General features: G+C 53.4%; 13 protein-coding genes. 7 read left to right on the top strand and 6 right to left on the bottom strand.

Features of this window, described 5'->3' with window-relative positions; translation table 11 throughout:
* Window positions 1–4 precede the first annotated feature (4 nt).
* The 3 genes from yaaA to ROA7450_RS06670 form a co-directional block, all read right to left on the bottom strand.
* Window positions 5–769, bottom strand: coding sequence for a peroxide stress protein YaaA (yaaA, locus tag ROA7450_RS06680; protein WP_085804911.1), 765 nt, complete (start codon window positions 767–769; stop codon window positions 5–7).
* A gap of 30 nt (window positions 770–799) precedes the next feature.
* Window positions 800–2,839 (bottom strand): DNA helicase RecQ, encoded by a 2,040-nt coding sequence (gene recQ, locus ROA7450_RS06675; protein ID WP_085804910.1) that lies wholly within the window; start codon window positions 2,837–2,839, stop codon window positions 800–802.
* Between the two features lie 78 nt (window positions 2,840–2,917).
* Window positions 2,918–3,202: a YggT family protein gene (locus ROA7450_RS06670; protein WP_085804909.1), complete on the bottom strand. Its 285-nt coding sequence runs from the start codon at window positions 3,200–3,202 to the stop codon at window positions 2,918–2,920.
* A 128-nt stretch (window positions 3,203–3,330) separates the two neighbouring features.
* Here ROA7450_RS06670 and ROA7450_RS06665 point away from each other — a divergent pair, with 128 nt between their 5' ends.
* The 5 genes from ROA7450_RS06665 (at window position 3,331) to ROA7450_RS06645 (ending at window position 7,680) form a co-directional block, all read left to right on the top strand.
* Complete coding sequence (locus ROA7450_RS06665; RefSeq protein ID WP_085804908.1) at window positions 3,331–3,867, top strand: acyl-CoA thioesterase; 537 nt, start codon at window positions 3,331–3,333, stop codon at window positions 3,865–3,867.
* Between the two features lie 53 nt (window positions 3,868–3,920).
* A complete protein-coding gene (locus tag ROA7450_RS06660; RefSeq protein WP_085804907.1) occupies window positions 3,921–5,270 on the top strand; it encodes an MFS transporter in 1,350 nt (449 codons plus the stop codon).
* Between the two features lie 115 nt (window positions 5,271–5,385).
* Window positions 5,386–6,198: a penicillin-insensitive murein endopeptidase gene (gene mepA / locus ROA7450_RS06655; protein WP_234999464.1), complete on the top strand. Its 813-nt coding sequence runs from the start codon at window positions 5,386–5,388 to the stop codon at window positions 6,196–6,198.
* Window positions 6,199–6,504: 306 nt separating this feature from the next.
* On the top strand, window positions 6,505–6,921 hold the full coding sequence (gene arfB, locus ROA7450_RS06650; protein ID WP_085804905.1) for an alternative ribosome rescue aminoacyl-tRNA hydrolase ArfB: 417 nt from the start codon (window positions 6,505–6,507) through the stop codon (window positions 6,919–6,921).
* Between the two features lie 237 nt (window positions 6,922–7,158).
* Window positions 7,159–7,680, top strand: coding sequence for a L,D-transpeptidase family protein (locus ROA7450_RS06645; RefSeq protein ID WP_200812932.1), 522 nt, complete (start codon window positions 7,159–7,161; stop codon window positions 7,678–7,680).
* A gap of 81 nt (window positions 7,681–7,761) precedes the next feature.
* Here the strand turns inward: ROA7450_RS06645 and dalA are convergent, their stop codons facing one another.
* Window positions 7,762–8,277: a divisome-associated lipoprotein DalA gene (gene dalA / locus ROA7450_RS06640; RefSeq protein WP_085804903.1), complete on the bottom strand. Its 516-nt coding sequence runs from the start codon at window positions 8,275–8,277 to the stop codon at window positions 7,762–7,764.
* 176 nt (window positions 8,278–8,453) lie between these two features.
* On the opposite strand from dalA, the gene ROA7450_RS06635 reads away from it, so the two are divergent.
* Window positions 8,454–9,053 (top strand): L,D-transpeptidase, encoded by a 600-nt coding sequence (locus ROA7450_RS06635; protein WP_085804902.1) that lies wholly within the window; start codon window positions 8,454–8,456, stop codon window positions 9,051–9,053.
* Between the two features lie 146 nt (window positions 9,054–9,199).
* Window positions 9,200–9,388, top strand: a complete 189-nt coding sequence (locus ROA7450_RS06630; protein WP_085804901.1) for a hypothetical protein — start codon at window positions 9,200–9,202, stop codon at window positions 9,386–9,388.
* 99 nt (window positions 9,389–9,487) lie between these two features.
* Here ROA7450_RS06630 and ROA7450_RS06625 read toward each other — a convergent pair whose 3' ends face one another.
* A complete protein-coding gene (locus ROA7450_RS06625; RefSeq protein ID WP_085804900.1) occupies window positions 9,488–10,138 on the bottom strand; it encodes an OLD family protein in 651 nt (216 codons plus the stop codon).
* Window positions 10,139–10,380: 242 nt separating this feature from the next.
* A complete protein-coding gene (gene hemH / locus ROA7450_RS06620) occupies window positions 10,381–11,412 on the bottom strand; it encodes a ferrochelatase (RefSeq protein WP_143534382.1) in 1,032 nt (343 codons plus the stop codon).
* Window positions 11,413–11,450 lie beyond the last annotated feature (38 nt).

The raw sequence follows: 11,450 nt of genomic DNA, 5'->3' as shown, positions 1-11,450 counted from the left end.
TCGCTTAAGGAGTCGGATAATCGCGTAGGAAAACCGGTTTGTCGGGTTCAGACATGTCGGGTTGATAGGCATAGCCACCAGTGTCGAAATCCAGCAAGGCTTTGGGATCGGTCAGGCGGTGCTGAATGATGTAACGTGCCATCGCACCGCGCGCCTTTTTTGCGTAGAAGCTGACAATCTTGGCGGTGCCGTTCCTGTCTTCCATGAAGACAGGGGTAATGACGCATGGCTTCAGCGCTTTAAGGTCAACGGCACCGAAATATTCCTGGCTTGCGCAATTCACCAGTACATCAGAGCCAAGTCTCTCCGCCCGGTCATTGAGGGTCATGGCAATCGTATCCCCCCAATATTCATAGAGATTCTTGCCGCGCGGGTTTTTTAGTCGACTGCCCATTTCTAAACGGTAGGGTTGAATCGCATCCAGCGGGCGCAGCAACCCATACAGTCCGGACAGGATGCCCAGGTGGTCTTGCGCCCAATTCAGCTCATCGTGATCCAAAGACGAAGCTTCAAGGCCCTGATAGGTATCACCGGCAAAGGCAAGCGCTGCAGGTTTTTCGCCCATGGTGCCAAAGGACTGGAATCGCTCGGCATTCATCGCGGCCAAATTTTGACTGATCTTCATCAATTTCCCAAGGTCTGCCGCAGTCAAGGACTTTGCGACCAGTGCCAACTCGTCCGCTTGTTTCTGAAACTGCGGTGATGTGATCAGGGGAGCCTCGACCGGGTTCATATCCATCTTTTTGGCCGGGGAAATCACGATTTGCATGGCAGCGGTCCTTTTGACATTTCGTGTGATTTAGGGCGTCTCAGCCAAAACATCCAGAAAAGCCGCGCCAAATCGTTCTGCGCGCTTTTCACCAAGCAGGCGGGATAGGCTGGACAGGTCCTTGGGACGCATCTCGGCCACTTTGGCGAGGACGGAAGTGGAGCAACTGAGTTGCTTGTCGTACCCCTCCGAACCTCGAGCCAGATCAGTTTGAACTTCCAAAAGGCGGTCAAAGATATTTCCGGCTTCGCGACCGGCCAGCTTACGACGGGTGGGATGCAGGTCCTTCGCCTCGCCACAGATCACTTCTAGAAAGGCCAGTCCGTATTGTTCGAGCTTTTTCGCGCCAACCCCGTTGATATGTGCCATTTGGTCAAGTGTTGAAGGGCGGGACTGGGCCATTTCGATTAGGGTGCGATCATTGAAGACAATATAAGGTGGAACTCGTGCCGCCTCGGCCAAGGCACGGCGTTTGGCCTTGAGCGCGGACAACAGCGGCGCATCTTCGTCCGAGACTAAAGCCTTGACCGCTGGCTGGCGGGTTTTCGGAGCGAGCGTGTCCCGTCTGAGAGTCACGGCGGTTTCACCGCGCAAGACAGGGTGGGCGGTCTCGGTTATTCGCAATGCCCCGTGCCGCTCGGGGTCGGGGCGCACCAGATCATGACCCATCATTTGCCGAAATATGCCCTGCCAGTTCCGGCGGCTGATATCCTTGCCGACGCCAAAGGTTGGCAGTTGATCGTGGCCGCGTTCACGGGCGCGATCTGTCAGGTTGCCGGTGAGGACATCGATCAGATGACCCGCGCCGAAGTATTCGCCGGTGCGCAGGATTGCCGAAAGGGCTTTTTGCACGTCCTTGGTACCATCAAATGTGTCCGCCGGGGTTTCACATAGATCACAGTTGCCACAGGTTTCGGCCTCATCCCCGAAATACCGCAAGAGGTTCACGCGGCGGCATTGATAGGCTTCGGCTAATCCAAGCAGAGCATTCAGTCTTGCGTGATCCGCCGCGCGACGTTCTGGTGGGGCGAGCCCTTCGTCGATCTGGCTTCGGCGTAGGCGGATGTCGTCAGCGCCATAGAGCGTCAAAGTTTCGGCAGGGGCGCCATCGCGTCCGGCGCGACCGATTTCTTGATAGTAGGCTTCGATTGATTTGGGCAGGTCCGCATGCGCAACCCAGCGGATGTCGGGTTTGTCGACGCCCATACCAAAGGCAACTGTGGCGACAACGATCAGACCCTCTTCGGTGTTAAAGCGATGTTCGACCTCACGCCGGTCATGCGGCTCCATCCCGCCATGATAGCAACAGGAATTGTGCCCGCCTTCACGCAGGGCTTGAGCTAGTGATTCAGTTTTCGCACGGGTGCCGCAATAGACGATGCCGGATGAACCTTTGCGGGCGGCGGCGAAGTTCATAATCTGCTTGCGCGGGCCGTCCTTGGCCGAAAAGGTCAGCCGAATGTTGGGACGATCAAAACCGCGCAGAAAACTTTTTGGTTGGTGCCCATCAAACAGTTTCTCGATAATCTCGGTGCGGGTTTCTGCATCAGCCGTGGCTGTGAAGGCGGCAAGGGGTACTTTCAGGGTACGACGAAGGTCTCCAATGCGTAGGTAATCGGGGCGGAAATCATGTCCCCATTGGGCAACGCAATGCGCCTCGTCCACGGCGATCAGACTGACGTTGATCCGGCGCAGGAAATTCAGGGCCGATCCCGACGCCATGCGTTCAGGCGCGATATAGAGCAGTTTGAGCCGGTCTTCATCTAGAGCCTGCCAGACTGCCGTGTTTTCCTCCTCTGTATTGGCAGAGGTGAGCGCACCCGCAGTGACGCCAGCCGCCTGCAACGCGCGCACCTGATCGCGCATCAAGGCAATCAGAGGAGAGACGACCAAGGTGACACCATCGCGCATTAATGCTGGGAGTTGGAAACACAGGGATTTGCCGCCGCCTGTCGGCATGATGGCGAGCACGTTTTCACCGCCAGCGACGGCATCCACGATATCTTCCTGACCGTCGCGAAACGTGTCGAAACCGAAGACATCGCGCAATAGCGTGGCTGTGTCGGGCATAAAGGGCCTGCAAGGTTGTTCTGCTCTTGCAGGCAATGTTTCACACTGGGAATCGTGGGGCAAGGCCCACGGCGCAGATCAGCCCAGCAAAATTGCAGGCAAGATGTAATTACGCAGCGAAATAATGATGATGATCGCTACGAGTGGAGCCAGATCGAGCGGACGTGTGTCGGGCATAATTCTGCGGATTGGACCGTAGATTGGCTCGAGTACTTTGTTTAGCCCGTACCAGAGCTGGGCGACAAACTGTTGATGCAGGTTGAGAACCTGAAAACTGATCAGCCAACTCATGATGACATGGGCCAAAATGAAATAGAACGCGACATCAAGGATGAGCGCGAGTGGTCCATAGATTGCCATCATTTTTGTGGGTCCTTTCCTGTGGTCGCAATCACCTAAGCGCTGAAGCAAAAAAGCGCAAGTCTGACGCGAGGTTGCGCTTGACGTGTGGAGTTTTCAAGTAAACTAATTGGTTTAGAAAGGATCGCCCCATGTACCCATTCCTGCGCATGATCATTCAGTTGATCACAATCCGTAACCTGCCCCGCATCGGCGTGACGGAAACCCATGTTTCGCGACACATGTGCATGCCGTGGGATCTTGATATCTGGTTGGAGCTCAATAATGGCCGTACGCTGACGATCTTTGATCTGGGTCGTATTCCGCTGGCGGTCCGTGTGGGGCTGACGACCTTGTTGAAAGAACATAGGTGGGGGCTGACCGTCGCGGGCAGCTCTGTCCGGTATCGTCGCCGGATCCGAATGTTTGAAGTGGTTGAAATGAAATCGCGCGGCGTGTGCTGGGATGACAAATTTTTCTATCTTGAGCAATCGATGTGGAAGAAAAACGGTGAATGTGCCAACCATGCGATGTATCGCACAGCGATCACTGACAAGAATGGGATCGTACCCCCGATTAAGGTGATGGAAGCCTTGGGAGCGGCAAACATCAACCCTGAGATGCCGGCATGGTTTGCCGCTTGGATCGCGGCCGAGGATCAGCGTCCCTGGCCTCCGATGCAGGATTGACTTGCCTCTGACGCGGCAAGCCTGTCATACCCACCGTAACACCGGGGGATGAAATGGCTAAGATTTCACAACGCAAGCGCATCTGGGGCTGGTTCTTTTTTGATTGGGCAAGTCAGCCTTACAATACGCTGCTTCTGACCTTCATCTTTGCGCCTTATGTGACTGAGGTCGTGGGTGACGGCGTCAAAGCCCAATCCCTCTGGGGCTTCACGGTTGGCTGTGCTGGAGTGATAATTGCGCTCTGCGCCCCTATCCTGGGGGCTGTGGCCGATACATACGGCAATCGATTGAAGTGGGTGAAGTTGTTCTCGTTACTATACGTGATCGGCGCCTGCGGAGTTTGGTTTGCCATGCCGGATGGTAATCACCTTATCCTTGCGCTGACGCTGTTCGGGTTGGGATTGATTGGGATGGAGTTTGCGACCATCTTCACCAATTCGATTTTACCTGATCTGGGAACGCGTGATGAGATCGGGAAAATCTCTGGCTCGGGCTGGGCTTTCGGTTATCTCGGAGGCTTCATTGCTTTGGTAATCACACTGGGGTTTTTCGCGGAAAGTGCGGCAACGGGGAAAACATTTTTGGGTTTTAAGCCGTTCTTTGGATTGAACTCAGATGCTCGCGAGGGAACGCGATTCGTAGGTCCGTTTTCGGCGCTTTGGTATGTGGTTTTTATGATCCCGTTCTTCCTTTGGGTAAGAGATCCGAAACCAGAGACTCCTCCAGAAGGGGCGTTGAAAAATTCCTTGAGCCAAGTTGTGAAAACCATTCGAGGTTTACCCAAAACACCATCGCTGTTCGCATACTTGGCGTCATCGATGTTTTATCGCGATGCATTGAATGGAATGTACGTTTTTGGTGGCCTCTATGCCGCTGGTGTTTTAGAGTGGAACGTCGTTCAAACCGGTGTGTTTGGGATTATAGCTATCGTCTCTGGTGCTGTGTTTGCCTGGATCGGGGGGCGCGTGGATATGCGGCTGGGGCCTAAACCGGTGATCCGAGTCTCGATTTTGCTTCTGATAGCAGTTGCAATTTGTGTGATCTTTGTTTCGCGAGAGAGTGTCTTTGGCGTGGAAGTCGATCCAGCATCCAAATTGCCTGACCACATCTTCTATGTTCTGGGAGCTGTGATCGGGGCCGTTGGTGGAACCATTCAATCTGCCAGCCGAACCATGATGGTAAGACAAGCAAATCCAAAACAGATGAACGAAGCTTTTGGGCTTTATGCACTTGCAGGGAAAGCAACGAGCTTTTTGGCACCAATAGCGATTGGGATCGCCACACATATAAGCGGGAGTCAGCAGATTGGCGTGGCTCCATTGATAGTCCTTTTCCTGTTGGGTCTGGTGCTGTTACGCTGGGTGCATCCTGAGGGAGGTGAAGAGCATGGGCAGGCATCTTAAACTAATCTTGGCATCCTTAGTATTGGTTGGCTGCAGCGGGTCTTCTCAATCGCCGAAAGCCACGCAACCTGCCCAATTGACGCAAGTGATTTCATCGCAAAGCGTGCCGGCGTCGATGCAGGGCATTCAGGCCAAGCAGCTCTTTGGCAAAAAGAAATCTGGTTCGGCACAACAGGCGGAGCCTTTTGGCGGATACTCCAAAGGCTGTTTTGCTGGAGGCGAACGACTGGCTGAGACCGGCCCGACATGGCAGGCAATGCGCTTGAGCCGCAATCGCAACTGGGGGCATCCCGACACGATTGATTACATCAAGACGCTGTCCCGCAAGGCCGCAGCACAGCCGGGGTGGAATGGTCTCTATATCGGAGACATCAGTCAACCACGAGGAGGGCCGATGCTATCCGGTCATCGCAGCCACCAAATCGGGATGGATATCGACATTTGGATGCGCCCAGCGGACCGGTTGAACCTATCTGTTACTGAACGTGAGAACATCTCGTCGATCTCCATGCGTCGTGCCAAGGGGGCCTACACCAATTCCAACTGGACTCGGCAGCACCATGAAATTCTGAAAGCTGCAGCCAAAGATCCGCGTACGGCACGGATTTTTGTATTCCCGGGTGCCAAAGTGCAGATGTGCAATGACGAAACTGGTGACCGCGCATGGCTGCGCAAGGTCCGTCCATGGTGGGGACACCATTATCATTTTCATGTCCGTCTGAAGTGCCCTGCCAACGCCAAAGGGTGCGTTAATCAGGACCTACCGCCGGAGGGTGATGGATGCGCCGATGCGCAGCAATGGGTGAACAATATCCTCAATCCTCCAGCACCGGATCCGACCGCACCCAAGCCGAAGCCCAAGCCGCGTGGTGAGCTGACAATGGCCAATTTGCCGGGGCAATGCGTGTCAGTTTTGCAGTCTAATTGATACCGCATGAAGCGGCCAATATGAAAAAAACCACATCATTTTGTTGACAAATACAAAATATGTGGCAGGCTATGGATAAGTCAAAATAATCAAGCGAAAGGAGGTGGCCAGTGTCTATAGAGGTATTGGAGAGAGGTGTCGGAACAGTTCGGAGACATCACACCTGAGGCAGCCCTTGCGTGAGATTTATCTGAATTGGTGCGCCTAACCGGCCCACTTTCGCTAGCTTCTAGAAGGCCGTACCGCACTGCGGGCGGCCTTTTCGATTTGAAAAACTTTTTGACCCAACCGTGTCGTTCTGAAGCCATGTTAATAATCACCGATACCATCACAATCGCCGATTGGGAGCTGACTGAGAGCTTTATGCGCGCGAGTGGGCCAGGAGGGCAGAATGTGAACAAGGTATCCTCGGCTGTCGAATTGCGGTTCGAGGCAGAGCGCTCTCCAAATTTGCCACCGTCAGTAAAGAGGCGGCTTCGGCAATTAGCTGGGCGGCGCTGGACCAAGGAAGGTGCGCTTGTAATCCAATGTGATGAAACCCGGCATCAATCGCGGAACCGGGAAATTGCACGAGAGCGGTTAACTGAATTGATCCGCAAGGCAACCGAAAAGCCTAAACGCCGTATCCCGACCCGTCCAACATTGGGATCAAAGAACCGAAGACTGAAGGCCAAAAAAGTGCGCGGAGAAGTTAAATCGCTGCGCGGTCGGGTGGATGAGTGATTTTGCAAAACGATCAGGACTAGAAAGAGAGACTCTTCGTCCATTCTGAAGAGGTTCTAAATTACAACACGGTACTTCAGCTCGCAAAGCGGCACGTTGTTTTTGAATCTGGAAATTGATATGACGCTTTCAATTGTGCAGTAGCTCATCACTAAAAGGTGAGACTTTTAAACGGTAGGTGCTTGGCAGCAGTTTTGCTGTTAAAGTGATATGAGGCAAGAAATGCAGGAAACAAAAATGAGGCTTGGAAAAAGCGCTGTCACGGTCGCGATGTTGCTCGTGTTGAGTATTGCGGCAAGCTGCAGTAGTTCCAAATTCAAACGCTACAATGGCCCAGAGGTCACTCGGGTGATCGTAGACAAGGGTGATCGTAAGCTGTTTTTGATTCACCACAATAAGGTGCTCAAATCTTATGATATGGAACTTGGGTTTGCGCCTGTTGGCCACAAACAATTCGAAGGGGACGGCAAAACCCCGGAAGGGGAGTATGTGATTGATCGCCGCAATCCAGATAGCAGCTTCCATCTGTCACTTGGAATTTCATATCCGAATGAAGCCGATATTGCCTACGCCGAAGCTGAGGGTAAAAGTCCGGGCGGCGATATCTTTATACATGGTCAGCCCAACAAATTGGTGCGCAGCCGAAAAAAAGCCTCTGATCCGGATTGGACGGCTGGTTGTATTTCGGTGACCAACAAAGAGATGGAGCGTATCTACGCTATGATCAAGGACGGTACGCCGATTACGCTACGCCCCTGATCGCTCTGCCAGAGGATCAAAAAAGAAGCGCCTGACGATCAGATCGCAGGCGCTTTTCTCTTTTCTAGATTGGCGCGTACATTAGCTTCCCATCACCATGGTCCACCAAATCTTGCCGTTGTTTTCTTGTTCCCAAGAAAACCCCATCTTGCGGGCATTAGGGGACAGGATCACTGTGCGGGTGCTGGGAGTATCCATCCAAGCTGCCAAAGTTTCTAATTCGGTCTCGTAGGTTTCGGAGATATTTTCACCTACCAGTTGGCCGGAATAACCAACGCGCTTAACGCGATCGATTGGAGAAGAGCCGTCTGAACCAAAGTGCCAAGGGCGGTTCTGGATCGACATGTCGCGGGCATGGGTTGCAGCAGCAGCGTTTAGCTTCGAGTCGAGATCAACAGGTGCAAGACCCGCCGCTTGGCGAAGAGAGTTAACCGAATCGAGCATCCGATATTGAATGTCATTTGTGTCCCCCGCGCGGATCTTATAAACTTTGGGGAGGGGTTTGCCGTCGGCTCCGATCTGCGATGATGTTGGTGTTTGTGCACAGGCAGAAAGCACCAATAGTGCCGAAAGTAAAAGTCCAAATATCCGCAGCATCGTTTATCGCCATTATTTTGTTGTATATTACTGTTCTGCTCTAGCGTGACTGGCCGCGTTATTCAAACCCAGTTGGTGGATCCTTTGCAAAATGTTGCTGGTTTGATTTGCGACTGAGGCTTTCCAGCCATATAGTTGCCAAAATCAGAATGCTTATTGAACGTCGGAGTGCTGACATGGCCAAAGTTTTTACAAATAGATTGAGCCGCCGATCCTTTCTTGCCGGAACTGCCGCTTCGCTGGGTGTCCCGGCGATCGCGCAGGATCTTGACGGGGCTACTAGTATCGAGATTGAACAGGAAATCACCAGCTCAGTGCGGCGGAATATTTCCAGCTTTCGTGCGCTTGATTGGCAGCCATACTTTTCCAATTTGAACAATGGTGCAATTTTGGTCGATATATCATCGCGCGCCTTGCACCATTGGAGCGAAGCGGGACAATATACTCTTTACCCTTCGAGTGTGCCGCTGTCTGAGGAGCTGACACGCCGCGGCCGGACAAAGGTTGTGCGCAAGGTCGAAGGGCCAAGCTGGCGACCTACACCTTCAATGCTGAAACGTAATCCGGATTGGCCTGCATTTGTGGGGCCAGGCCCGGATAACCCGCTGGGCACCCATGCGCTGTACCTAAGTTGGACTTATTACCGCATTCACGGCACGCATGACACGCGCAAGATCGGCCGCCGATCTTCGAATGGCTGTATTGGCCTTTATAATCAACACATTGCGGAGCTTTTTGCCAACACCAAGGTAGGCACTCAAGTGTTGCTAATTTGACGACAATCAATCTGGAACTGCACCAGAAGGGGCATGTTGCAATTGCAACATGCCCTTTTTCATGGGTAGAGACAAAAATACGAGGTAAGTCTTTATGCTTGCCGTTGCGTGTGTGACGTCAGGCCATTATTCCTGGAGGATATACTATGAAAAAACTCGTTCTCGCCGCTGCAATGTCAGCCGCCGCATCCACAGCTTTCGCCGGCAACCTGTCCGAGCCAGTTGTTGAAGAGCCAGTAATCGTTGAAGAAACACAAGCATCTTCTTCTTCAGCGGGCATCTGGATCCCACTGCTGCTGCTGGCCATCGTTGCCGCAGTTGTTGCTGCTGACTAATTTCAGTCAGACAAGAATTCTTGAAAAAGGCAGCGTCTGACGCTGCCTTTTTTATGTACAACTTGTACAAGTTGTACGTGGGTTTTGTACGAAACGCGGTCAGGCCAGAGTTTCGTCTGAAATGTCTTCCGGACTCGCCTGCGAATCAGCCATAGTGTTGGCTTTTAAAATCATCTGAACCAAGCGTTCGATTCGGTTACGCAAATCCAAGATGTCGAGTTCAGCATCGCCTTCGCAAATAAGATTGGCGGCACCAACTTTGTCTCCATCTTTGTGTGTTATCTTTCTGCCGGGATTTTTGGGATCGTCGCGATAGAAATAGAAAGCGTGATCGTAGGGGCCGGTGTTGCCGGGTGATTTGTACAGTCGGTGGTGGAGCTGTTTCAGGGCGGTTTGGAGTTTGTTGCCGTCGACATAGTTTTCGATCTCGCGGCCTGCGGTGACCCAGACCACTCCGTCTTCGCCGTCCATCTCCTCCAGCAGGCGCTGCGCGTGGGGTTTGAGGGGCATGCCTTCTTCGGAGCGGTCACTGTCGATGACGGTGGCCATGTTGCGATTGAGTTTTCGGAGTTGGATGAATTGATCCATGGCCTCGTCCGAGGCACTGAGGTGGCTGAGCAAGCCGCCGCCATAGAACATGATGGTGTAATGGATGCCTTCGATCAGCCGCTCATCAACAGCTTTGATCCAGTGGTTAAGGTAAATCCGGTCTGAGGGCCCTTCGACCCAGATGATGGCGTTGGATTGCAAAATGTCCGACGCCTGACAACCAAGATCATCCAGAATGCTACACTGGTCGCTTTGGGTGAGGGCGGGTGTGACTTAGGTTTGTACGCCGTCGTTTTCGACGCGGAAGGGCGTTTAGTGCGGTATCGGCAAACAAAGCCTTTGCGGCCGTTTAAGGGTGTTGCCTTGCAGTTAATTTTCGAACGCCCACCCAGGGTCAGGCGTAGAACTTGTCGTAGTTGGTGGGTTGGCACCCACCCTACAGATTAGAGCCAGCCTGCGAGATTGGATTGGACGATGGATTTTAGCGCGTCGATGTGGGCATCGTTATCGTTGAGGCAGGGAATATAGGTGAAATCTTCGCCGCCCGCCTCTTCAAAGCTTTCACGGATCTCTTCGTTGATCTCTTCCAGTGTCTCGATGCAATCGGCGGAAAACGCGGGGGCGATGACGGCGATGTTTTTCTTGCCGTCTTCTTTGGTCAGACGCGCGACCTCCTCAACCGTGTAGGGTTTGAGCCATTCTTCGGGGCCAAAGACAGACTGGAAGGTTGTGGTGATCTGGGTGTCATCCCAGCCGAGGCGCTCTTTCAGCAGGCGCGTGTTTTTCTGGCATTGGCAGTGGTACGGATCACCTTGCATCAGGTAACGTTTGGGCATGCCGTGATAAGAGACAACAAGGATGTCGGGCTTTTTATCAAGCTTGGCGTAGGCGGCTTCGACCGATTGTGCGAGAGCCTCGATGTAGCGCGGGTGCTCGAAATACGGCTCGACCACGCGGGCGGTGGGTTGCCAGGTCTCGTTCATTAACGCACGGAAGAACTGATCATTCGCGGTGGCCGAGGTGGCCCCGGCATAGTGCGGGTAGAGCGGGAAGAACAGGATGCGACGGCAGCCAGCATCAACCATTTCGCGGATCTTGGATTTGGTCGAGGGGTTGCCGTAACGCATGCAGAAATCGACCATGACCTGATCACCGTATTCATCATGCAGTGCGGCGGCGAGTTTTTCCGTCTGGTCGCGGGTGATGGTCATTAACGGGCTTTCGTCGCGCTCCGTATTCCAGATCGAGCGGTAGGCCGCGCCGCTGGAAAACGGGCGTTTGCTGAGGATGATAAGTTGCAGCAGGGGTTGCCATTTCCAGCGCGGATAGTCGATGACGCGCTGGTCCGACAGAAACTCATTCAGATAGCGGCGCATCGACCAGTAATCGGTGCCGTCCGGGGTGCCAAGGTTGGCCAGCAGGATGCCGGTTTTGGCGGCTGGGAGGCTGGGGTGATCGGCTGGGGCGTGTGGCATGTTGGCTACTTTTGGTTTGGCATTGCCGTTGGACATAG

Source organism: Roseovarius albus (genome assembly GCF_900172335.1).
Lineage (GTDB): Bacteria > Pseudomonadota > Alphaproteobacteria > Rhodobacterales > Rhodobacteraceae > Roseovarius > Roseovarius albus.
Note: the sequence above shows the minus strand (reverse complement) of the source record. Positions and strands in the feature narration are given on the sequence as shown.

Excerpts from the sequence above, each read along its gene's own strand:
- arfB (WP_085804905.1), top strand. The coding sequence starts at position 6,505 with ATGTTAATAATCACCGATACCATCACAATCGCCGATTGGGAGCTGACT.
- hemH (WP_143534382.1), bottom strand. The coding sequence starts at position 11,412 with ATGCCACACGCCCCAGCCGATCACCCCAGCCTCCCAGCCGCCAAAACC.
- ROA7450_RS06635 (WP_085804902.1), top strand. The coding sequence starts at position 8,454 with ATGGCCAAAGTTTTTACAAATAGATTGAGCCGCCGATCCTTTCTTGCC.
- ROA7450_RS06665 (WP_085804908.1), top strand. The coding sequence starts at position 3,331 with ATGTACCCATTCCTGCGCATGATCATTCAGTTGATCACAATCCGTAAC.
- yaaA (WP_085804911.1), bottom strand. The coding sequence starts at position 769 with ATGCAAATCGTGATTTCCCCGGCCAAAAAGATGGATATGAACCCGGTC.
- mepA (WP_234999464.1), top strand. The coding sequence starts at position 5,386 with ATGCAGGGCATTCAGGCCAAGCAGCTCTTTGGCAAAAAGAAATCTGGT.
- ROA7450_RS06630 (WP_085804901.1), top strand. The coding sequence starts at position 9,200 with ATGAAAAAACTCGTTCTCGCCGCTGCAATGTCAGCCGCCGCATCCACA.
- ROA7450_RS06660 (WP_085804907.1), top strand. The coding sequence starts at position 3,921 with ATGGCTAAGATTTCACAACGCAAGCGCATCTGGGGCTGGTTCTTTTTT.
- ROA7450_RS06670 (WP_085804909.1), bottom strand. The coding sequence starts at position 3,202 with ATGATGGCAATCTATGGACCACTCGCGCTCATCCTTGATGTCGCGTTC.
- dalA (WP_085804903.1), bottom strand. The coding sequence starts at position 8,277 with ATGCTGCGGATATTTGGACTTTTACTTTCGGCACTATTGGTGCTTTCT.
- ROA7450_RS06645 (WP_200812932.1), top strand. The coding sequence starts at position 7,159 with ATGAGGCTTGGAAAAAGCGCTGTCACGGTCGCGATGTTGCTCGTGTTG.
- recQ (WP_085804910.1), bottom strand. The coding sequence starts at position 2,839 with ATGCCCGACACAGCCACGCTATTGCGCGATGTCTTCGGTTTCGACACG.